Below are 26,881 nucleotides of genomic sequence, written 5' to 3' on the forward strand. Positions count from 1 at the left end.
AAATACTCCTTTACAACACTATCAAATAATTCCATTTTCTATTATTCTTCTATTCGCATAAAGTTTAGTTATTTTCAACAAAAATAAGCCATTTCGCTCAAATAAAACGCTTACATTTAAGAAAAAAGAACCATTGCGATTCTTCTTTGAAGTTTTTACACTATTGTTATATTGGAAAATATTATTTACAAGGGGGAAAGTGAATGAGTAATTTGGCCAAAGATGCAAAAAAGCAATCTCCGCCTTACGATTTCGTACAAATTGCCAATAGTTCTAAGTTCAAGCAATTAATGTCCCAAAAGAAAAAATTTCTAATTCCTCTCACCGTCTTCTTTTTACTCTTTTATTTTATGTTACCAATTTTGACTTCTTACACAACTATTTTAAACAAGCCTGCTATCGGATCGATTACATGGACGTGGGTGTATGCATTTGCACAGTTTATCATGACTTGGGTGTTATCCATGATTTATGTTCGAAAAGCAATGAAATTTGATGAATTAGCTGCTGACATTGTGGAAGAAAACCAGATGGAAGGGGCTAAAAATAAATGAGTCCAATCGCATTAATGTTGTTTGTCATTATCGTCCTCATCACTCTTATCATTACATATTGGGCAGCTAAAAGAACCAATACAACAAGTGAATTTTATACAGCTGGCGGGGGATTAACAGGCTGGCAAAATGGCTTAGCCATTGCAGGGGACTATTTATCAGCCGCCTCCTTCCTCGGAATAGCAGGTGCTATCGCGTTAACTGGGTTTGATGGATTTTTCTATTCGATTGGATACTTAGTTGCTTATTTAGTCGTTCTTTATATTGTTGCAGAACCACTAAGAAATTTAGGAAAGTATACGATTGCTGATATGATAAATGCCCGCTTTGATCAGAAAAAAGTGCGAGGTGCAGCCGCATTAAGTACGATTACCATTGTAATTTTTTATATGATTGCTCAATTAGTTGGAGCTGGCGCCCTTATCCAGCTATTATTGGGAATCGATTATTGGCTTGCAGTTTTAATTGTTGGCATCATGATGACTATTTATGTATTATTTGGCGGTATGACTGCTACAAGCTGGGTTCAAATTATTAAAGCTGTCCTTTTAATGCTTGGAACAGTTGTTATCTCCTTTCTTGTTCTTGCAAAATTCAACTTTAATATCCTTACAATGTTCGACGAAATCAAAACACTTACACCATTAGGAGAAAGTTATATTAATCCTGGCGTGAAGTATACCAACTCTCTCGATACTATTTCTATGATGGCAGCACTCGTTCTAGGAACGGCAGGTCTGCCGCATATACTAATGCGCTTCTTCACAGTAAAAGATGCGAAAACAGCTAGAAGCTCTGTTGTAACAGCAACTTGGGTTATAGGCATTTTCTATATCTTAACCATCTTTTTAGGCTTTGGAGCTGCTGCTTTTGTAGGGGCTGCCGACATTGTGGAAGCAAATGCCGCGGGCAATATGGCAGCACCATTGCTTGCTCACGCTCTTGGCGGTGACTTTTTAATGAGTTTTGTTTCTGCGGTAGCATTTGCGACCATTCTAGCAGTTGTAGCAGGACTTGTATTATCAGGTGCCTCAGCCTTTGCCCATGATATATATGGTCAAATAATAAAAAAAGGAAAGGTTACCGAAAAACAGCAAATGAATGCAGCTCGTTATGCCTCGGTTGCAGTAGCCTTTCTATCCATTATCCTTGCCCTATTTGCTCAAAAAATGAATGTAGCCTTTCTCGTATCCCTTGCATTCTGTGTAGCAGCCAGTGCTAATTTACCAGTTATCATTTTTACAATCTACTGGAAAAGATTTAATACAGCCGGCGCTATATCCGGCGTAGTAACAGGACTACTTACGGCGTTAGTGTTGGTTGCCATCAGCCCGAGTGTACTTAACCCTGAACCTGGTGCTGCTATTTTAACTGGAACTGCTATATTCCCACTAACAAATCCTGCTATCATTTCAATTCCTGCAGGTTTTCTCGGTGCATTTATTGGGACCATCCTCTCCAATAAACGAGATGAAAAGAAATACGCCGAGGTTATTGTGAAAGCAAATACGGGTATGAAGTGATGAAAAAGACACTGACTTTCTGTAACTTAAAAGTTAGAGTAGAGTCAGTTCTTTTCATTTTCCGGGAAATAAAATGACAAAAAGCGCCAAAAGTCGATTACTTCTCCAAGCAATCAACCTTCAGCACTCTCGACTATATCGGCAAACTCCTCTAATGTGGTAGAGTACTTAATATATTTACGCGGTAACAGATAGAGTTCATCCTTTATTCCCTTTTCACTATAGAATTCTGGTGTTGTGGTTAGCCCGAAAGAATAATACTTCTTGACTTCCTCCATTGCCTTAGAATCAATATTTCCATAAGGATAAGACAGTGCAATAACTTCCTTTCCTGTAATTGCTTCGATTTTGTTTTTCGATTCTTTTAGCTCATGTTTATAGTCTGTTGTTTTCACCAAATCAGGATGTGTTGCTGTATGGGATTGAATTGATATAAAACCAGAACTAGCTAATTCTTTCAACTCTTGATTAGATAACCTATTGGCATTTCCGATAAAATCTGCTATAACAAACATCGTTGCTGTTGGGGTAAAATCATCGGTTTTTATCTTTTGAAAAATTTCAAACACTCTTAAATTATTTTTATAACCATCGTCTAACGTAATAAAAATTGGCTTTTTAACTTTATTTATATCCTGCCATCTTTCAAAAGTTAACGGAGTAAAACCATGATCTAGTAAATAAATCATTTGCTTTTCAAAATTTGCTGGAGTCACATATAATTCTTTTGAACCTTGTCCATGAAACTCTTCAATGGAATGGTACACCAAAATCGGAATCTTTGTTTGCGCAATGCCCATAGAAGGTAAAAAAGGAAATAAAAAAAATAACAGCATTACAGTTTTTTTCATCATTCATTCCTCATTTTGACAAAGATTTATAGGGAGGTTACCTCAAAGATAGAGATAACTCCCCTATAAATTAATGCATATTATTATTTATATTCATTTGCTGCTGCATCATTGGAGCTCCTTGTGCAGGTGCAAATCCGTTTAAGATATTTTGCATATCTTGAGCAGCCAGCTGAGGAACTTGATAATAATGATGCTTGTTTTGGTATAAAGATACTTCATAAGCCATTTCCAAACAGTTCGGAATAGAAGCTGCAATAACTCGACGTACAACCGGATTAGTTGTTTCAGCTGCTGCCACTGTTTTCATAGAAGCAGAAGCTTTTAATGCACTAAGCATTGCAACTGCAGCTTGCTGATCACTCATTTCCGTCACATTTTGAATTGGCTTTGCAGGAGGCATCTGGGTCATTCCAAAGATGAAATCATTATTTTCTTTCATCATATATGGTTCAGTTCTCTTTGCAGGAGGTTGTCCAGTTTGAAAACACTCTAATGTTAAATTGTACTCTTCTTGAATAAATTGATATTGTCTGTTTTGAATATCTCGTAATTCTGGATCCTGAATATGGTTTCCTAACAATTTATACAAATTCATGGTATTTATTGCTCCAACTAGTACTTCATGAACATCAAACATTTCATGTCCGCCATGATTCATCGCTTGTGGAACTTGACCTGTTTGTAGATTTTGGTGTACTTGCTGTCCGTTTTGCAACAATATAATCTCCTCCTGTAAATGGATTTTAAACAACAGGATTAGTATGGTGAACGTTCTGGAAACTATACGCTTAAAAATTGTTAATAATCGACAATGATAGAACTATTGTTTTGTTAATTTTTACTAGAGACTAAAGGTTTTAAAAACACTAAACCATGGATTTTTTTCTTTCTTTTTATCCATCCTATCACTAGGAGGTGTCAAGATGCCTAGAAATCAAGTTCAAGTAAATGTTGATCCAAATATGGATGGTCCACGTGAAGGGGTAATTGCGGACGCTGATGGAGATCAGTTAGGAATAAGTAGAGATACAGAAGTTGAAACCACTGCATTTCATGTCAAGCAATAAAAAAAAGATCCTGAATTAACAAAATTTAATCAGACTTTTAAAGATAAATGAAAGTAGCACGAAAATTAGCAATTGTATGGAGGAAAAAATGAATAATTATTTGGATACGATGGTCACTAAAGTGAAAGATTCCATTATTCAGGCAGCTGATTCGGTTCGAAAAGGTCTTTTCACCTTAACGGGTGAAACTTCTCTGTCCGTAAATGAACTGGCAAAATATATAAAAGAAAATAAGGAAACAAAAACAGAAAGCAAATATTTATTAGGCAATTATTATTACTTCAGTCATTTACAAGAGAATGGCATTCGTTATTATTTAGAAACAAATGGAGATTTCATCCTACAGTTGGATGCGAGTTCAAAAGACCAAGTATTGATCGCCTATCGTTCATACAAGGACAAGCTTTCTATAAATACTCCCGTGAAATTTCCAAAGATTTGATAAAAAAGGGTAAAAACAGGAAGGAGTTAACTTTCCTGTTTTTACCAATCTTTTCATTCGACTTTTCCTTCCCAGTTTTGCATACCACCAATGACATTTACTACCCTATATCCATATTTATTTAATATTTGAGCAGCCTGATTACTTCTTCCTCCCGATTGACATATAATAAAATATTCTTTTTGTTTATCTAATTCATGCAATCTAAATTCAATAAGACGCAAAGAAATATTTATTGCTTCAGGAATTTTCCCTGTCGCTACTTCCGCTGGTTCCCGAACATCAATAATCGAGACTTTCTCTCCACTCCGTAATTTGCTATTTAATTCCGTTGTTGTTATTTCTTTCATTTCATTTACCCCTTCCCTCGAAAAACTAATTTTAGATAAATAAATTCACATGGCCATCCTCTGCTTCAGCCAAATAGGCAGCAACACTAGCATAATCAATCCCTTTTAACAGCTCTTCTTCTTTTAATCCAAGTAAATCCATTGTCATCGTACATGCGACAAGATTTACCTTCTGTTCCTGCGCCATTGCTATTAATTGGGGAAGTGTCATTGCCTGATGCTGTTTGATAACATGTTTAATCATCTTAGGACCAAATCCTAAAAAGTTCATTTTGGATAAACCCATTCTATCTGCTCCCTTCGGCATCATTTTTCCAAAGAGCTTTTCTAACAATCCCTTATTTACTTTTATATTCTCTTTTTTTCTTAAAGCATTTAATCCCCAAAAAGTATGAAAGATAGTGACTTCATGATCATAAGCAGCTGCACCATTAGCAATTATATAGGCAGCCATCGCTTTATCATATTCACCACTGAATAACACAATCGTCGTTTTCGTTGTCATTTTATCTCCCTCTCCTAATTACCTTTACCCCTATAGGTATATAATCATCTAAAATTATAAGCTCTATAGGTTCTAGAGCTTTTTATCTTTGTTCATTATCTGCTTTTGACTAACAGATTTACTGCTTCCTTAATTACATCATCCATTCTTTCTCCGTTTTCCTGGGCTTCTACCACACAGTCAACTAAGTTAGTGCTCACAATAACACCCATTGTTCGGTCTACTGCTGAACGAACAGCTGATAACTGTGTAATCACTTCCTTACAATCTTTATTCTCCTCCATCATTTTCAGAATTCCTCTTAATTGTCCTTCCATCCGCTTAACTCTATTTTTTAATTGATCATTATATTCCAAAGAAAATACCCCTTCCATTTGCCATATTTTCAGTTAGTCACTATTATCCTACATTATACATGATTTATTGATCATTATTATAGCCTGTCAAACTAGCTGAAGCGAATATATAGCATGCCTAACTAAAGAGCATTCTTTTTTTCTTTTATTTTTTCTTAATCCAAAATTTAATGGTAGAGCCTACTTGTTCCGTTTTTAAAATTTGATGTCCTACTTTTTTTGTCCATGCTGGCAAATCACTTAATACCCCTCTATCTGTCGCTTGCAACTCTAACACTTGCTTGCTCTCTAATTGATCCATCCCTTGTTTTAATTTCACAATTGGCATTGGACAAGTTAATCCGGAAACATCCAGTACTGTATCAATTTGAAAGCTTTCGTCTTCTCTTATTTCTTCATTTGTTTGGCTGCTTCCTTCCGTTCTTTCTGCCATTTCTGTATCCGCAAAAGCTGAAGAATAGGTTTTCCATCCACCATCAACGTTTTTTACATTAAAACCGTTATTTTTTAATATTCTACTAGCTAAATATCCTCTTAAACCAACTTGACAGCTCACATAAATCGGTTGATTTTTTGGTAATTCAGCCATTCTCTCTCTTATTTCACCTAACGACATATTAAGTGACCCTTCTATATATCCAAACTCTCGCTCAACACTTTCTCTTACATCCAGTAAATAGCCACCGTTTTGCACTATCTGATCTACCTCATGCCATTGGATTTGCTCTAATTCTCCTTCTACAATATTTACTGCCACATATCCTGCCATATTTACAGGATCCTTGGCAGATGAATATGGCGGTGCATACGATAGTTCTAAATTAGTTAGATCTTCTACGGTTAGATTACCTTTAATTGCAGTTGCAATGACATCAATTCGTTTATCGACACCTCCCCTTCCAATTGCTTGTGCCCCATATATTTGTCCTGATTCTTTATCAAATATCAATTTGAAAGCAATAGAAGAACTTTCAGGATAGTAACCAGCATGTGAATTTGGGTGAATATGAACCACCTCATAAGGAATCCCCCATTTTTGGAGTGTTTTTTCATTATTTCCAGTAGTAGCTACTGTTAAGTCAAACACTTTAACAATTGAAGTACCTAATGTTCCTTCGTACTTCTCTTTTTTTCCCATCATATTATTAGCAGCAATTCTACCTTGGCGATTTGCTGGCCCTGCAAGTGGTATCATTGTTTTCTTTCTATTGATATAGTCACGAACTTCAATAGCATCCCCAACAGCATAAATATCTTGATTAGAAGTTTGTAACAAGTGATTTACAACAATACCACCTTGTTCTCCAATTTCTAGTCCCGCTTGTTTGGCTAACTCATTTTCTGGCCTTACTCCAATAGATAGAATGGTCATATCTGTTTGAACTTCCGTCCCATCTTCCAGTACTATGATATCTCCATTGCCTTTAAATTCTTTTACTCCATTTCCTAAAATAAGCGTTATTCCATTTTGCTTAAGATGTGTTTGAACAGGACCTGCCATTTCCACATCCAGTGGACCTAAAACTTGATGCCCCTTCTCCACAATCATTACCTTTATTCCACGGGCAGCTAGGTTTTCTGCCATTTCTACACCAATAAATCCGCCACCTATAATTACAGAACTTTCTGGTGCGTTTTGATCAACAAAGGCTTTTATGCGATCTGTATCTGGTATATTTCTTAGTGTAAATAGTGATTGATGGTTTTCTATACCTAATATAGGGGGAATAATTGGTCTTGCTCCTGGTGAAAGCAACAGCTTATCATAAGTTTCTTCGTATATCTCTTCTGTTTGTAAATTTTTAATCGTGACTTTTTTATTATTCGAATCAATCGATATTGCTTCACTCTGTACTCTAATATCCAATAAAAACTTTTTTGACATTCCTTCCACTGTCTGTACAAGCAACTTACTTCTGTCTTTAATCGTTTCTCCAATATAATAAGGCAGCCCACAATTAGCAAAAGAAATGTGCTCTCCTTTTTCAATCAAGATAATTTCTACTTCTTCACTTATCCTTCTTAATCGTGCAGCAGCTGTTGCTCCACCTGCCACACCACCAATAATAATTACTTTCTTACTCATAAAAAGCTCCTCCTTTATACCATACGGGGTATTATTTTCGATAAAAAATATACCCCGTGGGGTTTATATGAATATTATAGAGAGCAAACAAAAATAAGTAAAGAAAAAAATGCTAGGTATTATAAAAGACTATTGTTTTTTCGTATAATAGTTCATTAGTAAATATAGCGGTCTAGCTATAACGCTTTACTGTAACAATACTTAAAATTCTTTTCTACGGAACCTTTCCTATGGAATAACGAATAATGGCATACCTAATTATTTCTGGTATGCCATTGATAATTTTATCTATTCTTATTTTAAATCGTTAATAAATTGCTCCACTTCCTCTTCTCTTGTTGCCCAAGAGGTAACAAGCCGAATCGCAGAATGTTCCTTATCAATTTTTTCCCATATGTTGAATTGATAATTCTTCTGTAATTCTATAATCTTATCGTTCGAAACAATCGGAAAAACCTGATTAGTCGAAGATTGGGTTAAAAAACGATAACCTTTCTCGGCTAATGCTGTCGTTAGTCTTTCTGCCAGCTTATTAGCGTGTTCAGCCAATTCGAAGAAAAGAGTATCCTTAAATAACTCATAAAATTGGATTCCTAGCACTCTGCCTTTTGCCAGCATAGCCCCTTTTTGCTTCATATGATAACGGAAATCCTCCTTTAAGGAATCTTTCTTTATCACAAGCGCTTCCCCCATCAATGCTCCATTTTTGGTACCGCCAATATAAAAAGCATCCAGAAGTTGAGGTAAATCACTTAACGTAAGATCATTGTCTTTGGCACAAAGTGCTGACCCTAAACGTGCTCCATCCATATAGAAAAGCAATTGATTCTTCTGACAAAACTCACTTAACTGTTTAAGCTCGCTTTTGGAATAAATCGTTCCAATTTCAGTTGAATTGGATATGTATACGAGTTTTGGCTTTACCATATGTTCATCTGTATGCTCATCAAGTACATGTTGAATTAGACTTGGTGTTAACTTGCCATTTTCCGTATCAACAGTAAGAACTTTATGACCAGTTGCTTCGATAGCTCCTGTTTCATGAACAAAAATATGTCCAGACGCTGCGGCAATTGCTGCTTCATGTGGTCTTAAAAAGGCAGAGATGGCAATTAAATTAGTTTGCGTTCCGCCAACTAAAAGATGAACATCTACCTCCTCACAATTCAGTTTTTCTTTCAATATTTCAACTGCTTTGTGTGTAAAGGAATCTTGCCCATATCCTATTTCTTGCTGCAGATTGGATTCTAGCAATGCTTGTAAAATTCGCGGATGTGCTCCTTCACTATAATCATTATTAAAACTATACATGGACATAGCCTCCCTTTTTTAAAAATATTTTCTCACAAAAAGATTCGTCTTGTCACTAAATGTTTTGGCAATTGTCCTCTCTATCGCAGTTGTCGAATAACTATACGAGGAAATCATAGTTGAAAATGGTTTGGCAAGCCTTCAATGAGAGCTAGGCGGAATATTCAAGAGGAAACGTCAATAGCCAGAAGGGGGTTACAAATGAAACCATTAATCTCATCACCATAAATAAAGGGATTATCACTCAATTTTAAGTAGTAATCCCTTACTAGAATATTATTTTGATATAAACATTTGCGTCCAATAGTTACCATTTTGGTAATATCCTACACCGATTTGTGTAAAGTTTTTACTTAGTATATTGGCTCTATGACCGCTAGAATTCATCCACGCTTGAACTACTGCTTGTGCGCTTGTTTGGCCTTGGGCAATATTTTCCCCGGCTGCTTTATAACCAATTCCGTAGGCTTTCATCATATCAAATGGCGATCCGTATGTTGGACTTGTAGGACTAAAGTATTTTTTTGAGCCATATCCATCGATTTATCTCTAGCAACTCTTGATAATTCCCAGTTTTCCGTTATAGCAGGAAGTCCCTTTTTTTGACGTTCTATATTGCAAAGTCGGATTACTTCCCGATCTACAGTTTTAATGGAATCAATATTGAGGATAGTCAATTTTTGATTTGGATAAATTAAACTAGGATTTGAAATCTGTGTGTTCGCAGCAATAATCTCTTTTAAGCCAATTTGATATTTCATCGCAATTTTCCACATTGAATCTCCATTTTTAACGGTATATGTATCAGCAAATACCATCGTAGGGAGTGCTATTAAACATAAAAACAAACTAACCATTGCTATTATTTTCTTCATTTTACCACTCCTTCTGAATAATAAGGTGCACACAAAATTTCGTTTTATCCTTCGTCCATTATTTTTTGCTTTCTTTCCCTTTTTTAAATACAAAAAGCAGAAGTTAGCTATACTCCTAACTTCTGCTATCTATTTATTTATTCTGCATCTGCTTTTTTTCTGCGAATGATGATAGAAAGACAAACACCTGCTGCTAAAATAACTATCCCAATCAGTAGATATGTGCCATTATTAGTTGCTGTATTTGGCAAGGAATTTTTTGATTTTCCGTTATTGTCAGCCTTCTCACCGTTATCACCCATGTCTCCCTTATTATCATTGGGATTCTTATCTGCATTAACTGGGTCTTCTTTATCTGGTTTTTCTGGAGCTTTAGGATCTGTTGAATCCACTGGATTTTCTGGATCATTTGGCTCTTTGGCGCCATCATCCTGATTTCCGCCTGTCTCTTTTTCATTTTTTATGACAATAGTAGTAAGTGGCTCAAGTGTTATTTTTTCTGCTGTTAAAGTGAAACCACTTTTCTCTTCAACAGAATCTTTACCTGCTTCATCATTATCCACTACTACTTTAAATTCGGTTAAATCTTCACTTAATGTCAGCTCCCTAGCTTTTGTATCACCATTTATAAATACATAATAGCTGCCTGTATCGTCTGTTGACTCATTTTTATAGGCAATAACAACATCCTCTTCCTGAATCTCTTGTGCAGCAATCATGGTTACATTAGAATCGACTAAACTCTTTTCTCCTAGTCGAAAAGCATTGCTTGATTTTCTTAATTCAATTAATCCTTTTGTATATTCCACCGTTTCATTATTTACTGGATATACTTCCTTATTGGTGGCTTTGGACCAATCAAACATATTAATGGCATCAGATGAATCATAGGAATCATGAACAAAGTAACCAAACACATTGCCATTTTCATCTGTAAAAGCATCATATTTTTGTTCTGGAATTCCCTCTCCTAGCCATTGCTTGGTTCTTCCATATTCTTGTCCTGCATGTAAAAATGCCGTGCCTTGTGAAGTCAGAATCAATGAGTTTCCAAGGCGAATACGTTTATGAATTTCTAGATCATTTTCTGGAATGGCTGGATCTTTTTTCAAAGCTTTCGCAATAATATCGTAGAGCGGCAGATTATCATGTGCTTCAATATATTGCACCATGTCTCCTGGATTATCTGCTGGCGTATTGGATGGCTGTGCTTTTATATTGTTAAATATCGTCTGAATATTACGAGCTCCGCCAGTGATAAAGCGCGGCTCTCCTTCTGAACCATAACCCGATTTTACCTCATTTCTTATTTCATCAGAGAAAACACCGACATCATCGGTTTTATCCATCCAGTCTTGGTCTGCACCTTTTCCTGCCAAAGATGGGTCTGCTAAATGCCCCGAGAACGTCCTCCACCCTTCTCCAATAAATAATGCATTTGGATTGATGGCTGCCGCTTCATCATAAGCTTTTTGAACAGCTTCATAGGTTGCATCCCCCATCATATCCCATCTCATGCCATCGATTTTAAATTCACGAAACCAATATTTCACTGAATCTATCATTAGCTTTTCCGCCATTTTATGATTTGTAGCTAAGTTATTTCCAAATCCCCCCACAAATTTACCATTACTGTCTTGGAAAAAATAATAATCTGGAACAATATCATTTAATAGACTAGCATTGGACATATGTGTATATACAACATCTAGAACCACTCCCATGCCAGCAGCATGAATCGCATTAATTAGCTCCTTTAATTCTTTAATGCGCAGCTCTGGATCTTTTGGATTTTCCGAATAGGCACCATCTGGTGAGAAATAGTTATGAGGATCATACCCCCAATTATATTCATTTCCTGCTGCCGAATACTCTAATTCCCTTTCTCCCATTCTCGTTTCATCTCCCCAATACCAAGCATTAACTGGCAGGAGTTGGACATGTGTAACACCCAAGGATTTTATATAATCCAGTTTATCAATAAATGCTTTATAAGTTCCAAAGCGACCATTTAAATCTGTCTGAATGGTTGGATCAGAAGTAAAGTCACGAATATGAGCTTCCCATATAATTGCATCCTCTCGTTTTTCATAGCCATCAATCTTCACACTAGTTAAGTTAGCGGGATTGGTTTGACTTAAATCAACAATGGCTGCTTTTCCTACTGTATCGCCATCACTGCCAACCTGTCCCTTTGTGTTAACAGTAAAAGCTGCCATCGATTTAGCATAAGGATCTAAAACTTTAGATACTTTTCCATCATTGGTTACTTCATATTGATAATAATATCCTCTTGTATCTTTGATGCCGAGATCATCTGCTTTCGCTTCGACACTCCATACCCCTTGATCCCCTTGTACTAAATCTAAACTGCCAATTTTCCTTGCTGCATCATTTTTATCATAAAAAACGGCGGTTACCTTTGATGCTTTCGGTGCCCATAATTTTAATGTTGCATCCTTATTATGATATGTGGCCCCTAAATCATTGCCCTCATAAAAGTAATTTTCATCTAACATTTTCCATCCAGATTTGGCTGTAACAGATCTTCCTTGATAAGAGATTGTAAAAGGCCCCTTTTCCGCATCATAAACACCTGTTATTTCCACTGTGGTTTCATTAATAATTTTCACTGCACTAAAATCTATTACTTCTTGGTCCTTATCCACAATAGATAATGCTTGCGCTATATCCTCTTTCACAAGTCCTTTTGTACTGGAAAAAGTTAATTGGATGGTTGTGTCAGACAATAGTTCTCCTGAAACTAAATCAGTTGGTGATTCCCAGTATGGTGAAATATAAACTTGATCATCTTCATTTTTAATCCATAAATGATTATACTCTTCCAATAAAGCGAACCCTTTGTCACCACCAATCTTTTCACCATTTTCACGGTTTACAATAAGAAAGCCAATTTTTTTAGCATTCTCTTTCACTTTTATATCAACATAAGCACCATAGCGATCATTTTTTTCTAATGCTACAGCATCAGTCGGCCAATTAACAGTAGGTGATTCTACATCTTCCCATAACCACAACCCTAACTTATCATAGTTTTGGTCATCTCTTTGATAATGAATTCTAACAGTATTTTCAGCCAGTTCTACTGGCTCAAATAGATGAACACTATCTGAACCTTCTTTAATCCATACTTCATTTAATGATGGATTGTTTATCGTAACGGACTTATCTCCGCTCTCTTTCTCTCCATTCGTTCTGTTTACAACAAGAAAGCTAACCTTTCTAGCATCTGCTTTCAAAGGAATATCAATATATGTACCATACTCATCTTGCTTCTTTTCTTCAAACGCTGCAGCACCTTGTGGCCAATTAGCAGTAGGTGATTCTACATCGTCCCACAGCCATAACCCTAGATCCTGATACTTATTTCCCTCATTTTGATAATGAATTCTTAATGTGTTTTCAGGTATATCTTTTCCATCTGTGTTCTCTGCTTTTACGTTCATTTGATTGAACGAGAAGCCTCGTGTCGTGAACACAAGAACAAATATCGTTAGTATAATGAGTGATTTCCTTAACCAGTGATTCATTCCTGTTCCTCCTGTTCTAAATGTTTTAAGCAACTTGAGCCTTTTACTAAACCTAACTAGTTATAAAAAAATAAGCGTTTACTTCTTCTAGTGATGCAAAAGTAAACGCTTTCTTTCTATGTGAGATTATAAATATACTAGATTATGAGTGTCAATATTTCTTTTGATTGTTCACGGTAACAGAATTCCAAACTAGATAGTTACAGGCATTCCGCCCTATAAAATAGACAAAAAAAGGGATTAGAAAGGTGGAGTAGAAAAAATCCATTAATAAAGCGTTTTAGTTTTCATCTTTATGAGGAGTGGATGCGTTTGGCTGATTTTTTTTATTTTGGCTGATTTCCTTGCTGCTTTGGCTGATTTTTTCTTATTTTGACTGATTTCCTTGCTGCTTTGGCTGATTTTTTCTTATTTTGGCTGATTTCCTCGCTGCTTTGGCTGATTTTTTCTTATTTTGGCTGATTCCTCCCCTTTTTACAGCTATCTATCAATCTAATTAATTAGTTTTCTCCATTATAAGCAAAAAATAAAGATTCTTTTGTTGCTGTTTACCATATAAATAGGTAACTCGGCCAGTAATAAATACTGCCGGTTACCCAAACAAAGATCTACCACATATTAATATCTATTCAACTGCCACATAGCCAGTTTCCGAAACAATCCGTTGGCCTTGCTCTGATATCATCCATTTTAAAAATCCATCAACTTGGGGAGATTTATTATCCTCCAGCGTAATGGCATAAAATTCATTAATGAAGGGGTAGCTTCCATCTTTAATTGTTTCTACTGTAGGAGTTATTCCATCAACAGCAATATTTCTTATTTTTCCATTACGCACCATATCTTCTGAAAAATGCCGGAAAGAGAACCCAATCGCATTTCTTTTATTCTGATAGTCTGCAGTTTCACTTATTATGCCTTCCATTGCATTGACAATATCCTTTGTGGGAGGATCCATTAACGGTTTTCCATCCATAACCCTCAACAATGCAGATTGACTGCCGCTTTCTTCTGGTCTTTGAAATGCTCTAATTTTTTCATGTTTTCCACCGACTTCCTTCCAGTTTCTTATTTTCCCAGAATAAATATCCTGTATTTGTTCCACGCTTAGTGTTTCCACTGGATTTTTCGCATGAACAAAAAAGATAAATCCCTCTCTCCCAATTGGTGTAAGCTTTAATTTTACCCCAAGGCTTTCAGCCAATTTAAATTGTTTCTCTGAAGGCTTTGGCACAAATATGATGTCTGCCTCACGATTTAATAAGCGATTAAACGCCTCACTTGTTTGACTTGAAACTACCTCACTTTCCTCTAATGAATACATTTTTTGTGGATAGACTGCTTGAACAAACCCTGCGTATACAGGATAAAGAGCGGTAGAGCCGTCTAATCTTGGAAGATCCCCTTCTATTTTAAATGTTGATTCTTCTTTCAAAAACACAGCTTTTGTTCCCTCTAAAAATGGCATATATTCTGTTAAATCCGTATCTTGACTACTAACAACCTCTAAATTTTTATCAAAATGTTCATAAATTATGTAACCCGCTATCCCGCAGATACTCATGACTAAAATTACTATCCTTGCCCTTTTGACTGCTTTTTTCTTCCCCCATTCAAAGATTAATAGATAAACAGTTACCATATAAAATACAGTAATAATCGGTAAAAACCATAGATAAAATGTACTAGCTGTGAATAAAGTGGTTACCATTGTTGCAATAAATCCAATAAATACGATAAACACCGTCATTATAATTGCTTGTAATACTTTCATTTTTTTCTCCTTTATAATTACAATCTCTCATATATTCGCCTTAATAAATGATTTATTTCAATTTTAGTGTATATTTTCACTTTGATCAATAATTATTTTATTTGCTACAATTCCTTGATTGCTTTGAAATCCTTTAAATAAAAAAAGATGAATCCTGTAAAGAACTCATCTTTAAAATATATCTATTGTTTATGACTCGGATGAAGCTGAAAATATTGGAATAATAAATAGGATAACCAAATGCAGTCACGATGATGTCGAATGTTTTCAAGCAATCCTTTTAGTAAAACCGAGTTCAATGTTTTCTCTTCCAACTGCTCTATAAGTAAAGAAAGCGATTCTTTCACATAATGATCATCTACTTCTTCCATTTTCCCTTTTATATGTTGCAGCAAATCCTCTTTTGTCGCACTTTCTTCAATAACGGACTGGTGCAGCAACTGATAGATACTTTCTGTAAAATATGGTGATTCTGTATATGAAGCTATAATGTCTGTTTTCTCTACAAGCGATTTTGCAAGCCTGTGTAAATCAAAATCAATATATTTATTATGGTTTAATACAATATGCGTATAAGTATTAAGAAACCCTTTAATACTATATACTAAATCATACTTGATTGCTTGTTTGGATGAATCATATACTTTTCCAATCATATGCTCGATTGTTTTTTCCAGTAAATGATCATAATAAGTAAACTTTCGAATAAATTCATCATTAAACGAAAGCGCTTGCTCTTTAATAAACAATGTCGCAAAACTAGAATTTTCCTTAAATGTATATAATATTTCGTAATAAAAATGATAAAGAATATCATCCACATGATTGACTGCGTAGTCAAGTTTCGCGATGAACTGTTCCATAAAATAATCAACTAAAGCCATAATTAATTCATCCTTTGACTTAAAGGATAAATAGAAGGCCCCTTTAGAAATCCCACAATGTTCCGTTATTTGTTGAACGGAAGTAGCCGCAAATCCTTGTTTTGCAAATAACTCTATCGATTTTTCCATAATCAGCTGTTTTTTTGTCATCTCATTCTCTCCTATGTACTATTGATTGACATATGACTACTTAGTCATTTATTATAAGTAAATGAGTTAGATTAGTCAATAAAGGGAAGGTGTATTATGAAAGGTTTAGTAAATTTTGTGTTAGGTAACAAGCTTGCGGTTTGGTTACTAACCATTATTATTACTGTATCAGGTATCTATTCTGGTACAAGGATGAATATGGAAACCATACCAAATATCTCTATTCCATACTTAACCGTAATGGATGTTTACCCGGGAGCTACTCCGGAGAAGGTGATGGAAGAAGTATCCATGCCGATAGAAAAAGTAGTAGAAAATCTGGAAGATGTTAAAGCTGTCTATTCAAATTCTTATTCGAACATGGCAAATGTTCAACTAGAATATGAATATGGTACAGATATGGATGAAGCAAAACGAGCTTTACAATCCGCTCTGGATAATGTCACCTTACCTGAAGATGCAGAGGAACCTACAATTACAGCAATCAGTATGAATATGATGCCAGTTGTAGCGTTAAGTGTCAGCAGTACAGAAGAAGACATTACCGAATTAACATCAACTGTGGAAGATATCATTCTTCCAAAAATCGAAAAGATTGATGGTGTCGCTTCTGCAACTATCACAGGTCAGCATATTGAAGAAGTCGATTTAACATATGACAAAGAAAAAATGGCGCAATTAGATTTAACGGAAGATACTGTTAAAGATATGATTCAAGCGAGTAACTTAGCAGTTTCTTTAGGACTTTACGAGTTTGAAGAAGGCGAACAAGCAGTTGCAATTGACGGGAAATTTATGACAGAAAAAGAACTAAAGAATATGCTTATTCCTGTCACTCCATCTGAACAAAATCCTGCCCCATTCTTAAAACTTAGCGATATTGCAAAAATTGAAGTAGTTGGGAAAGTGGAATCAGTTTCTCGTACAAATGGTAAAGATGCAATCGCCATCCAAATTGTCAAAGGTCAACAAGCAAACACTGTTGATGTTGTTAACAGTGTAAAAGATTTAATTAAAGATGAGCAAAAAAACATTGATGGCTTAGTAATTGATGTTTCTCTCGACCAAGGAGATCCGATTGAAAAATCTGTGTTTACCATGGTTGAAAAAGCAGTATTTGGCTGTTTAATCGCCGTATTAATTATTTTACTATTCTTACGTGATTTTAAATCAACGATTATCTCGATTATTTCCATTCCAGTATCTATTTTCATGGCATTACTGCTATTAAACTGGATGGATATCACGTTAAATATTATGACGCTAGGTGCTATTACGGTGGCAATCGGGCGGGTAATTGATGACTCCATTGTTGTCGTGGAAAATATTTATCGACGCTTGCACCTGAAAGAAGAAAAATTAACTGGCCGCGCGCTTATTAGAGAAGCAACGATTGAAATGTTCAAACCAATCCTGTCTTCTACTTTAGTAACAGTTGCGGTATTTGCTCCATTAATGTTTGTTGGAGGCATGGTTGGAGAATTATTCCGTCCTTTCGCCTTAACAATGGCGTTCTCTCTTGGCGCATCATTACTTGTTGCCATTACAATCGTTCCAGCACTTTCTCATTTCTTATTTAAGAAAAAATTATATAGTGAGAAAACAGAAAGTAATCATAAAGAAGCTGGTAAATTGGCAACTTGGTATAAAGGTATTCTCGAAAAAGCACTTAATCATAAAATCATCACTTCCCTTATCGCTGTTATTTTATTAGCTGGAAGTGTTGCCCTCACTCCTTTAATCGGCTTTAGCTTCCTAGGAAGTGAAGAAGAAAAAACGATGTATATCACCTACACTCCAGAAACTGGTGAACTAAAGGATGAGACATTAAAGAACGTTACAGAAGTAGAAGAAAAAATGCTTGACCGCAAAGATATCGATATCGTTCAATTATCGATTAATGATACAGCTGATGCACAAAGCGCAATGATGGGCATGGGAGCTGGCGGTGCACTTATGTACCTAATCTTTGATGAAGATATGAAAAACTTCCCTGAAGTTCGTGATGAAATTGAGGAATATATTACAAATCTCGATCAATCTGGCGAATGGAAATCCCAAGACTTCTCATCAACCGGGATGTCAACGAATGAAGTCAGCTATACATTCTATAGTGAAGATTTAGATAAGCTGAATGAATCAGTGAAAAAAGTAGAATCTGTGTTAAAAAAGAATGATGGTTTAGAAGATGTTACTACAACAGCTGAAGATGCTTATGTAGAATATACATTTAAAGTAAATCAGGAAGAATTATTACAATATGGGTTAACAGCTGGTCAGCTCCTTGCGACACTAAGCCCTAACAATTCAAAAGATGTATTAACAACGATTGAAAAAGACGGTGAGGAGCTTGATGTTATTGTCCAACAAGAAAAATCAGCACAGCCGAAATCAATCGACGATATGCTAGACACTGAAATTCCAACTGCTACAGGGCAAACAATGCCACTTTCAGAGCTTGTGGATGTAGAAGAAGGAACTACTCTAAATACGCTTTCTCGTAGTAAAGGTGAATACTATGCAACTGTATCAGGAAAAATCCTTGGTGATGATGTTTCGAAAGTAACAAATGAAGTAGATAAAGAAATCGATAAAATCGACTTACCAAAAGGCGTTACAATGGGAGTTGCGGGTGTAACTGCAGATATGAATGAAACATTCACACAGTTAGGTATTGCTATGATTGCTGCTGTTGCGATCGTGTACTTTATCCTTGTTGTTACATTCCGTGAAGGGGTTGCCCCATTCTCGATTCTATTCAGTTTACCATTCGCTGTTATCGGTTCGTTTGTCGGATTGTACCTATCAGGTCAAACCATTTCTGTTTCGGTAATGATGGGGCTCTTAATGTTAATTGGGATTGTTGTAACGAATGCCATTGTATTAGTAGACCGAATCATTCATATGGAACGAGATGGAATGAATATGCGGGAAGCGATTCTTGAAGCAGGATCAACGCGTCTTCGTCCGATTCTAATGACAGCTATTGCAACAATTGGTGCATTAATTCCATTAGCAGTTGGTTCTGGTGGTAGTGGATTAATCTCTAAAGACCTTGGTATTACTGTTATTGGTGGTTTAATCAGTTCTACGTTGTTAACACTTGTTATCGTCCCTATTGTTTATGAAGTTCTTTCCAAACTATTTAAGAAAAATCGTAAAGATATTGACGAAAGCTAATACTAAATGACAAAAGCCAGTGAAGGGTTCTTCACTGGCTTTTGTCTGTCTTCTTTTCCTCTGATTTAGCTATTATAGTGGGATGAATGCTGCTTCTACTGGCTTTTTTTTGTAGTTATGGCTTGTATTTCCTTCATGAACGCTACTTCCACTGCTTTTCCTTGCAATTGTGGTTTTCATCCCCTCTATGAACGCCACTTCCACTGCTTTTCCTTGCAATTATGACTTTCATTTCCCTGATGAACACCACTTCCTTCAGGGTTTCTTGCCAATATGGTTTTCATCCCCTCTATGAATGCCATTTCTACCGCTTTTCCTTACAATTGTAGTTTTCATTTCCTTCATGAACATCATCATCCCCAAAAAATGATTGCACAAGTTCTTTCATAAAATAAGCCATTCAGGAAAAACTATTTTCTATACTATAATGGAAAGGGTTTTATCATGAAAATAAATTGTTCCAATGAATATGATCCATTAAAAACAGTAGTCTTAGTTTCTCCTGAATATATGGCTATTAAAGTCCCTATAAATGATATTCAAAAAAAACATGCAAAGAAAAATATTGATAAAAAACTTGCTGTAAAACAGCATGAAATGTTTATAGAAACTCTGCAAAAAAATGGAGTGGAAATAATCCTTCTTCCAGCAGAAGAAAAATACCATGAACAGGTTTTTACAAGAGATATCGGATTCACCTTAGGAAGTCAGATCTTTGTGGCAGAAATGGCACGAGATGCTAGACACGGAGAAGAAAGAGTTTTAATAGATTATTTAAAGAAAAAAGAAATCACTTATACAGATATTAAAGGCAATTTTATTGAAGGCGGCGATGTGATTATTGACGGGAAAACAATTTTTGCAGGCATCAGTCAGCGTACAAATGAAGCAGCTATCCGCCATTTGCAGACCTTGATGCCTTCTTATGATGTCATAGCTGTCCCGTTTACGGATACATATCTCCATCTAGATTGTGTCTTTAATATTCTTTCTCCTACAGAGGGATTAATTTTTCCAGGAGAATTTCATAAAGAAAAAGAAAAATTACTGCGAGAACGATATGATTTTATTCACGTAAGCGCTAAAGAGCAAGAAACATTAGGTACAAATGTATTATCCATTGGCAACAAAAAGGTAATTAGTTTACCTATGAATGAAGGGGTTAATAAAGAATTGCAAAAAAGAGGGTATGAAGTACTCGAGGTTGATTTTTCCGAAATCATTAAATCTGGTGGGTCCTTTCGTTGTTGTTCCATGCCCTTACTTAGAGAATAGGTAAAGGTAAATTTCATCAGTGGGGAAAAATCCCCGCTGATTTATTCTAGTTAAGTTTATATCTTCCGGTCCGTTAACATTTCCTTTAGATTTCGCAAACTAATTTCAATGCTTTCCAATGGAGTTCTTCTAGTTGCATCCTGTTCAATAATCCACCATTGGATATCTGCGTCCTCTCCTTTTTCAAGAATTGCTTGAAAATCAATACTTCCTGTACCTACCTCAGCAAAGTATTGTTCTTCATCGGTTGTCATATCCTTTAAATGAATAAGCTTCATTCTATCTTTATATGTATCAATCCATTTTGCTGGGTCATAATTTCGCTTCGAAAGCCAGTATACATCTGGTTCTGCAAAAACTAATGTAGGATCTGTATCTTCCATTATCGTGGCTAATGCCGTTCTTCCATCACGCAATGTATCTAATTCAAAATCATGATTATGATAACAAAGAGATATCCCTGCTTTTCGACATTCTGCTCCTGCCATATTCAAGAAAGCAATTAGTGATTGATAATCCGCTTCTGTTCTTTTGTCTGGTAAAAGATAGGGACATACTAAAAATTTACTCCCTAATACTAATTGATCTTGAATAACCTGGGAAAGATCGCTCTCCAAATCAACTAATGGTACATGGCATGCTGCTACTCGTAAATTTAGTTCATCCAATAATTCCTTTAATTCTGCTACAGGAATTCCCCCATATCCAGCAAGCTCTACTCCTTGAAATCCAAGATCCGCCACTTTACGGAGGGTTCCGCGAAAATCCTTCTCACACTCATTTCTTAACGTATACATTTGGATGGCAATCGGTATATTCTTCACTTGTACTTCCTCCTCCTTGTTATTCCTTTCCCCCAACTACTCCCTAAAGGGATAGTCAGACAAAATAAGCACTCCCTATCATTGTACATGAGAACGTTATCATTTTGCAGATTAATATGGTAAATCGCTGATTTTTTTGGTAAAATGAGCAAAAATCAATTGGAGGTATATGCCTTTGGAAAACCATATCAGAAAAGTGATTGACCAAACGGAAAAGGAATTTAACATAAAGGTGCTTTATGCATGTGAATCCGGAAGTCGGGCATGGGGCTTTCCATCCAAGGATAGTGATTATGATGTTCGGTTTATTTATATTCATCAGCCAAACTGGTACTTATCGATTGATCGCGGCCGAGATGTAATCGAGATTCCAAACCACGATTCATTATCAATCCCTGTTGATCCCTTATTAGATATGAGCGGCTGGGAACTAACTAAAACGCTTAAGCTTTTTCGCAAGTCCAATCCCCCGTTATTAGAATGGTTACGCTCTAATATGGTATATTATCAGCGTTTTTCAACCATCGATAAAATGAAAGAACTAGAAAAAGAAATATTCTCGCCTGCTTCCATTATCTATCATTATTTAAATATGGCAAAAGGAAATTTTCGAGAATACCTACAAGGAGATACAGTTAAAATCAAAAAATATTTTTATGTATTAAGGCCAATTTTAGCAGCAAAGTGGACTCAAATATACCAAACGGTTCCGCCAATGGAATTCGAAACATTAGTACAAGAACTTATCCCTGCTGGTGACCTTCTTACAAGTATTATAACTTTATTAGAAAGAAAAAAATCTGGCGAAGAATTATCACTCGAACCACGAATCAATCTTATTAATACATTCTTAGAAAGTGAGATTTACCAGCTAGAAGCGTACGCAAAAGGGTTGCAAAAAAATTCGGAAGATCCAACCGAACAATTAAATGAACTATTTCGATTTTCATTAAAAGAAGTCTGGAATTATTAAAAGAGGTCATTGAAAAAGCGTTTATGTGAGAACAACACTTTTTCATGACCTTGTTTAGTTATTACCTAGTTCTATTTAAAAAGTGATTACTTTTGCATACGAAAGTGGTTAACATGAATAAGCTAAATATAAGGAACAACAGAATGCTAATCCTTAAAATATGGATTCAAATGAATTAGCACTTCATTAATATTATCGTGCTTTGCCATTAATTTCTTTTTTATTTTTCTAGATAAATCATGACCTTCCTTAATGGTTTTATCGTAATCGATTGAGATACGTAAATCGACTAATATATAGTGACCATGTTCTCTAGCACGGAGTCGGTCAATTCGCTTTACTTCAGCAAAGGAAGAAATTATGTCATGATACTCTGCTAAAATTGCCAGATCTATATTCCGCTCCAGTAAAATATCAAAAGCTTCACTTACCATTTCCTTCGCAATTTTAAAAATCAAATAAGCTACAATGATCGTTGCAAGCTTATCTCCATAAAGAAATAGATGTATATTCAACTTTTCTCCAAGGATAGAGAACAGAACGCCTATTGCTGCTGCAATGGATGCCACAATATCAGCCTTATGATCATAAGCAATTGCTTCAATTGCTTTACTGCTTTGTTCCTTCGCAATCCTTTTACTATATCGATATAATAGCACTTTCGAAATATAAGAAATAACAGCAACCCACATTGCAATCATACTTGGTGTTGTGATGGGATGGAATAACCCAATTATTACTTCATATACCAAGTAGATAGAGACACATAAAAGAATCATACCAACAATACCAGATACAATTATTTCTGCCTTCCCATGTCCATATGGATGTTCCTGATCTGCCGGTTTATTCGCAATTTTAATAACGACTAAAACAAGGACAGAGGCAAACACATCTGCAGCTGAGTGAATTCCATCGGCAAAAACCGCATTACTATTCCCTATCCAACCCACTATTATTTTCCCAATTGTTAAGATAATATTACTAATTACACTAATCCAAGCTACTCGTTTAGCTAGCAATTCTCTCGATCCCAAATTTCATCAACCTCTTTTGTTTTCCAAAAATTTCAATACACTTAAAAAGTCAACTTAAACATATTAGCAGAAAAGAAAGCAGTGGGTCTAGAGAAAAAAAGTTGCCTTCTTACAAATTAATCATTTACTTTTCTTTAGGAATGTATTCGTTTGTGGGAAATGAAAGTAAGAAAATAAGTTATATTATTCATAAATGAAAATTTTGGGATAGTTATAGTTGCAGTGAATAAAGCTAACATTTAAATTCAAGTTGATTAAATACGGTAAGTAAACCAAAATATCATATAGTATCAATCAAACGGGGAATTTATCTGCCCCTTTGGATTTATTAGCTAATGTGAGATGGATTTCAGCCTCTGCAAACGGCTTTTCAGCCAAACTATGGATTTATTCAGCCAAACTTGGATAATATCAGCCAAAACTGCAGAGAAATCAGCCAAACTAAGATAATTTCAGCCAATACTGCAGGGGGAATCAGCCAAACTTGAAAAATATCAGCTAAAACTGCAGAGATATCAGCCAAACTTGAAAAATATCAGCCATAACTGCAGGGATATCAGCCAAACTTGAAAAATATCAGCCATAACTGCAGGGGGATCAGCCAAACTTGAAAAATATCAGCCATAACTGCAGGGGGATCAGCCAAACTTGAAAAATATCAGCCAATACTGCAGGGGAATCAGCCAAACTTGAAAAATATCAGCCAATACTGCAGAGGTATCAGCCAAACTTGAAAAATATCAGCCAATACTGCAGGGATATCAGCCAAACTTGAAAAATATCAGCCAATACTGCAGGGATATCAGCTAAACTTGAAAAATATCAGCCAATACTGCAGAGGTATCAGCCAAACTTGAAAAATATCAGCCAATACTGCAGGGGAATCAGCCAAACTTGAAAAATATCAGCCAATACTGCAGGGATATCAGCCAAACCTGAAAAATATCAGCCAATACTGCAGGGGAATCAGCCAAACTTGAAAAATATCAGCCATAACTGCAGGGGAATCAGCTAAACTTGAAAAATATCAGCCAAACTAAGATAATTTCAGCCAAACTCCCAATTTTTCAGCAATTACCATAAATAACTACTAGCCCCTGCTTATTTTAGCATGGGGCTTCTCTTTCCTTAGATTACAACTTACGGGCATTTTTTATTATATTTTTTTGGGTAAAACTATATTTATTGCTGATTTTTTTCCAATAGTAGAATAACCAAAGTTTTATTTTTTGCCATTTATATATATTTGCTTTTGTATTCTGTAATTCTTGCCAAGCAGAATCTAATTTATTTGCCTCTAGTAATCTTTTACTATAGTCTAATTTTAATTTTGACAAATACAAATCTATATATGGAATTTCCTCTTTATGAAGCAAATTCTCTAATGAATAAATGATCGGATAGCGATTTAATATGGTCAAATCCATGCATACACTGTTTTCTAACCCGCGGTAATAAATGGCATTGCTTTCATTTATATAAGCAATCGAATAGTTCATTCCAATTCGCAACCACATATCTTGATCTTCACCAAGAGGCTCTCCCTCTTTAAATAAACCTATTTTATCAAAAACTTGCTTTCGAACTGCGATTGCAGAAGAAATGATTGGTAAATCCTTTAATGTCTTTTCAACATAGTTTGTAAATACCCCTTCCCACTTTTCAGGTGTTTGATATATGGATGGGATTATTTTCTTTTTCGTCGGCAGAACGATTTCATAGCTTGTTGCATAAGCGCCACATTCAGGATATTTATCTTTTAAATATATAATTTTCTCAAGAAAACCTGGTTTCCACTCATCATCTGCATCAATAAATGTAATTAATTCAGCTGTAGCTGCAAGTATTCCCTTGTTTCTAGCTGCTGAGGCACCTTTGTGTTCCAACTTTAGGACCTTAATCCGCTCGTCTATCCATGTTTCCGCTTTTTCAACACTGCCATCTGTTGAACCATCATCTACAATAATAATCTCAAAATCTTGAAATGTTTGCGAAAGAATGGACATAATCGTTCGTTCAATATATTGTACTTTATTATATAGTGGAATAACTACTGAGACAGCGACCATCTTGCACCCTCCCAATTTTTCATCGCTAGTGATTGTGCATCCTTTATCGATAGTTTTGGATACCTATATTGTCCAGCTATAATTTGTTTAAGAGCATGCCATATGCTCTCCTCTTCAAAGGAATGGGACGGAATAATATACTCTTTATCTGCTTGAATTTGCTTGGCCCATCCATCACATTTAGGATGGTAAGAAAGAATGATTGTCGGTGTATTTGTAATATAGCCAAACACAGAGCTATGCAGTCTCATCCCAATCAATCCCTTTAATGAGGCAATAGTTCGGAGAGTGTCCATTGGATCTTTATCATAAGACAGATGCTTAATAGGAATCTTTGTGTGTAATTGGTCGATGACTTCACGATGTATGTCTTGATCTCCAAAAATAGGATGACCATTAAAATCAATAAAGACTAACTCTTCTATTTCCTCCTGGTGAAGTCCATTTAGAACATTGACTATTTTTTTCAGTCTCGTCTTTTCAATACTTGTATCTCCACCAATATATCTCTCGTAGTGACATAAGGAAATTCCCAAACCTTTTCTTGTGTGAATTCCATTAAAATTTTCACCAGCTACAAGTGGTAAAAGTACGGCTAAATCAAATGTTAATTCTACCTTTACATCGGAGGAGAAAGAACGAATTAGTTCATAGCTTTCCTCATCTCTACAGCCGATATAATTAAATTTTTCGATAAGCTTTTTACATGCACCTTCAGCAGCCGAATCTCTAAATGGTCCAAAGGATACCCCAATTGCCGCTGCTCCTTTTCCTCTATTTAAATCGATTAAATCGCTATCTCTTGTCATTTTATCTGTCGAATGAAAAACAGAGCCACCACCAAATAAAATTAAATCACTCTCATAACAATGCCTGTACAAACGAAGTAAGTTTTCATTACGTTCTTGTTCTTCTTGAACAAATAATGCTTCAATTTCCGCATTTAATGGCAGAACAGGCTTTTGTATACATGTCCCATAAATTTTATCTCCAGATAGAAATTTCCGGCTTCCCCAAGAGGATACTAGTAACAATGCATCATCTCCGCCATTCTGTTCTCCATAATAACCTGAAAGAATAATCTTACTCATCTAAGTACTCCTCCTACCTCTCATATCTCTTAATAGTATATGGACAATCCATAAAATGGTGACCAGCAGCTAACATTTGGACCATTTGCTATGGTCCGATTTATGGAGGACAAGAATAGAATATATAGTAAACATTAGGGAAAGGACATG

At 35.6% G+C, this 26,881-nt stretch carries 21 protein-coding genes and 1 pseudogene; 7 read left to right on the forward strand and 15 right to left on the reverse strand.

The genetic code is table 11. The features are described from left to right. Positions 1-203 precede the first annotated feature (203 nt). A complete protein-coding gene (locus tag BCI01S_RS17115) occupies positions 204-554 on the forward strand; it encodes a DUF485 domain-containing protein (protein ID WP_047941404.1) in 351 nt (116 codons plus the stop codon). Continuing rightward, positions 551-2,077 (forward strand): solute symporter family protein, encoded by a 1,527-nt coding sequence (locus BCI01S_RS17120; protein ID WP_047941403.1) that lies wholly within the window; start codon positions 551-553, stop codon positions 2,075-2,077. The genes BCI01S_RS17115 and BCI01S_RS17120 overlap by 4 nt, the downstream gene beginning before the upstream one ends. A gap of 113 nt (positions 2,078-2,190) precedes the next feature. Here BCI01S_RS17120 and BCI01S_RS17125 read toward each other — a convergent pair whose 3' ends face one another. Both BCI01S_RS17125 and BCI01S_RS17130 read right to left on the reverse strand, forming a co-directional pair. Then, positions 2,191-2,931 carry a polysaccharide deacetylase family protein gene (locus BCI01S_RS17125; RefSeq protein WP_369989565.1) on the reverse strand — a complete coding sequence of 247 codons (741 nt, stop codon included), beginning with the start codon at positions 2,929-2,931 and terminating at the stop codon, positions 2,191-2,193. Between the two features lie 67 nt (positions 2,932-2,998). Continuing rightward, positions 2,999-3,589: a spore coat protein gene (locus BCI01S_RS17130; RefSeq protein ID WP_047941610.1), complete on the reverse strand. Its 591-nt coding sequence runs from the start codon at positions 3,587-3,589 to the stop codon at positions 2,999-3,001. 265 nt (positions 3,590-3,854) lie between these two features. On the opposite strand from BCI01S_RS17130, the gene BCI01S_RS25350 reads away from it, so the two are divergent. Together BCI01S_RS25350 and BCI01S_RS17135 are read left to right on the forward strand one after the other, a co-directional pair. Further along, positions 3,855-3,998, forward strand: a complete 144-nt coding sequence (locus tag BCI01S_RS25350) for a hypothetical protein (protein ID WP_156485453.1) — start codon at positions 3,855-3,857, stop codon at positions 3,996-3,998. Between the two features lie 88 nt (positions 3,999-4,086). Continuing rightward, positions 4,087-4,440 carry a hypothetical protein gene (locus BCI01S_RS17135; RefSeq protein WP_047941402.1) on the forward strand — a complete coding sequence of 118 codons (354 nt, stop codon included), beginning with the start codon at positions 4,087-4,089 and terminating at the stop codon, positions 4,438-4,440. A gap of 53 nt (positions 4,441-4,493) precedes the next feature. Here BCI01S_RS17135 and BCI01S_RS17140 read toward each other — a convergent pair whose 3' ends face one another. The 9 genes and pseudogenes from BCI01S_RS17140 to BCI01S_RS17180 all read right to left on the reverse strand — a co-directional run bounded on the left by BCI01S_RS17140 (position 4,494) and on the right by BCI01S_RS17180 (position 16,282). After that, positions 4,494-4,790, reverse strand: coding sequence for a rhodanese-like domain-containing protein (locus BCI01S_RS17140; RefSeq protein ID WP_047941401.1), 297 nt, complete (start codon positions 4,788-4,790; stop codon positions 4,494-4,496). Positions 4,791-4,821: 31 nt separating this feature from the next. After that, positions 4,822-5,295, reverse strand: coding sequence for a DsrE/DsrF/DrsH-like family protein (locus tag BCI01S_RS17145; protein WP_061800294.1), 474 nt, complete (start codon positions 5,293-5,295; stop codon positions 4,822-4,824). 95 nt (positions 5,296-5,390) lie between these two features. After that, positions 5,391-5,651 (reverse strand): metal-sensitive transcriptional regulator, encoded by a 261-nt coding sequence (locus BCI01S_RS17150; RefSeq protein WP_047941399.1) that lies wholly within the window; start codon positions 5,649-5,651, stop codon positions 5,391-5,393. Positions 5,652-5,796: 145 nt separating this feature from the next. Next, entirely contained in the window at positions 5,797-7,737 is a 1,941-nt protein-coding gene (locus BCI01S_RS17155; RefSeq protein ID WP_061800298.1) for an FAD-dependent oxidoreductase, read from the reverse strand. Positions 7,738-8,031: 294 nt separating this feature from the next. Beyond that, on the reverse strand, positions 8,032-9,048 hold the full coding sequence (locus BCI01S_RS17160; RefSeq protein WP_061800301.1) for a threonine aldolase family protein: 1,017 nt from the start codon (positions 9,046-9,048) through the stop codon (positions 8,032-8,034). A gap of 276 nt (positions 9,049-9,324) precedes the next feature. Continuing rightward, positions 9,325-9,923: pseudogene (gene safA / locus BCI01S_RS17165) on the reverse strand (SafA/ExsA family spore coat assembly protein). 137 nt (positions 9,924-10,060) lie between these two features. Continuing rightward, positions 10,061-13,474, reverse strand: coding sequence for a pullulanase (locus tag BCI01S_RS17170; RefSeq protein WP_061800303.1), 3,414 nt, complete (start codon positions 13,472-13,474; stop codon positions 10,061-10,063). Positions 13,475-14,099: 625 nt separating this feature from the next. Further along, positions 14,100-15,248 (reverse strand): PstS family phosphate ABC transporter substrate-binding protein, encoded by a 1,149-nt coding sequence (locus BCI01S_RS17175; RefSeq protein ID WP_053215621.1) that lies wholly within the window; start codon positions 15,246-15,248, stop codon positions 14,100-14,102. Between the two features lie 182 nt (positions 15,249-15,430). Next, positions 15,431-16,282, reverse strand: a complete 852-nt coding sequence (locus BCI01S_RS17180) for a TetR/AcrR family transcriptional regulator (protein ID WP_061800305.1) — start codon at positions 16,280-16,282, stop codon at positions 15,431-15,433. 96 nt (positions 16,283-16,378) lie between these two features. On the opposite strand from BCI01S_RS17180, the gene BCI01S_RS17185 reads away from it, so the two are divergent. Together BCI01S_RS17185 and BCI01S_RS17190 are read left to right on the forward strand one after the other, a co-directional pair. Beyond that, on the forward strand, positions 16,379-19,462 hold the full coding sequence (locus tag BCI01S_RS17185) for an efflux RND transporter permease subunit (RefSeq protein WP_047941394.1): 3,084 nt from the start codon (positions 16,379-16,381) through the stop codon (positions 19,460-19,462). A gap of 444 nt (positions 19,463-19,906) precedes the next feature. After that, complete coding sequence (locus tag BCI01S_RS17190; RefSeq protein WP_047941393.1) at positions 19,907-20,737, forward strand: dimethylarginine dimethylaminohydrolase family protein; 831 nt, start codon at positions 19,907-19,909, stop codon at positions 20,735-20,737. 56 nt (positions 20,738-20,793) lie between these two features. On the opposite strand, the gene BCI01S_RS17195 is transcribed toward BCI01S_RS17190, so the two are convergent. Continuing rightward, the gene (locus BCI01S_RS17195) at positions 20,794-21,561 is read right to left on the reverse strand and encodes a sugar phosphate isomerase/epimerase family protein (protein ID WP_061800306.1); all 768 of its coding nucleotides are present in this window, start codon (positions 21,559-21,561) and stop codon (positions 20,794-20,796) included. Positions 21,562-21,736: 175 nt separating this feature from the next. On the opposite strand from BCI01S_RS17195, the gene BCI01S_RS17200 reads away from it, so the two are divergent. Then, entirely contained in the window at positions 21,737-22,534 is a 798-nt protein-coding gene (locus BCI01S_RS17200) for a nucleotidyltransferase domain-containing protein (RefSeq protein WP_047941391.1), read from the forward strand. A 146-nt stretch (positions 22,535-22,680) separates the two neighbouring features. Here BCI01S_RS17200 and BCI01S_RS17205 read toward each other — a convergent pair whose 3' ends face one another. The 3 genes from BCI01S_RS17205 to BCI01S_RS17215 form a co-directional block, all read right to left on the reverse strand. After that, positions 22,681-23,571, reverse strand: coding sequence for a cation diffusion facilitator family transporter (locus tag BCI01S_RS17205; RefSeq protein WP_061800308.1), 891 nt, complete (start codon positions 23,569-23,571; stop codon positions 22,681-22,683). 1,133 nt (positions 23,572-24,704) lie between these two features. Continuing rightward, a complete protein-coding gene (locus BCI01S_RS17210) occupies positions 24,705-25,640 on the reverse strand; it encodes a glycosyltransferase family 2 protein (protein ID WP_061800310.1) in 936 nt (311 codons plus the stop codon). Continuing rightward, positions 25,622-26,731 (reverse strand): polysaccharide pyruvyl transferase family protein, encoded by a 1,110-nt coding sequence (locus tag BCI01S_RS17215; RefSeq protein ID WP_061800313.1) that lies wholly within the window; start codon positions 26,729-26,731, stop codon positions 25,622-25,624. The genes BCI01S_RS17210 and BCI01S_RS17215 overlap by 19 nt, the downstream gene beginning before the upstream one ends. Between the last annotated feature and the right edge of the window lie 150 nt (positions 26,732-26,881).

Source organism: Niallia circulans NBRC 13626 (assembly GCF_001591585.1).
In the GTDB taxonomy this organism is placed as follows: domain Bacteria; phylum Bacillota; class Bacilli; order Bacillales; family Cytobacillaceae; genus Niallia; species Niallia circulans.